This is a genomic window from Agrobacterium sp. Ap1 (assembly GCF_017313375.1).
Taxonomy (GTDB): domain Bacteria; phylum Pseudomonadota; class Alphaproteobacteria; order Rhizobiales; family Rhizobiaceae; genus Neorhizobium; species Neorhizobium cellulosilyticum.
Genome location: NZ_JAFLMY010000088.1, coordinates 1 through 334, shown reverse-complemented (window position 1 = coordinate 334; position 334 = coordinate 1). Strand labels below are relative to the sequence as shown.

Here is a 334-nt window from a genome sequence, read left to right as displayed (position 1 = left end):
GATATTCCATCAGTGCGGAACTCGTCTCGATCGGAAAATTTTCCAGCCGGTCCGCCATGGCAACCGGCATCCGGAAATCCTCTGCCAGTTGCGAAAGGCGCAGTTTCTTTTGCGCGGCAAGCCAGAGAGGCGCCAATATGGGAAGAAAGCTGTCGCGTGTCGGCAGTGGGCGGATGGATCCGTCAGACAGGGAGAAGGTGGAGGCGGTCAGCAGGCCGCCATTGGCCTCGAACCCCATGACCTTCTCATGCCCCGCTGCCAGTGCCTCGCTCATGCCGGCAATGACGAAGGGAGAGCCCACCCGCGTGCGAACCACGCGGAAGCTGCCGTTCGC

General features: G+C 61.7%; 1 pseudogene. It reads right to left on the bottom strand.

The features are described from left to right. Positions 1-334, bottom strand: a pseudogene (locus JZX87_RS31105) (phosphomannomutase); the annotation flags it as partial.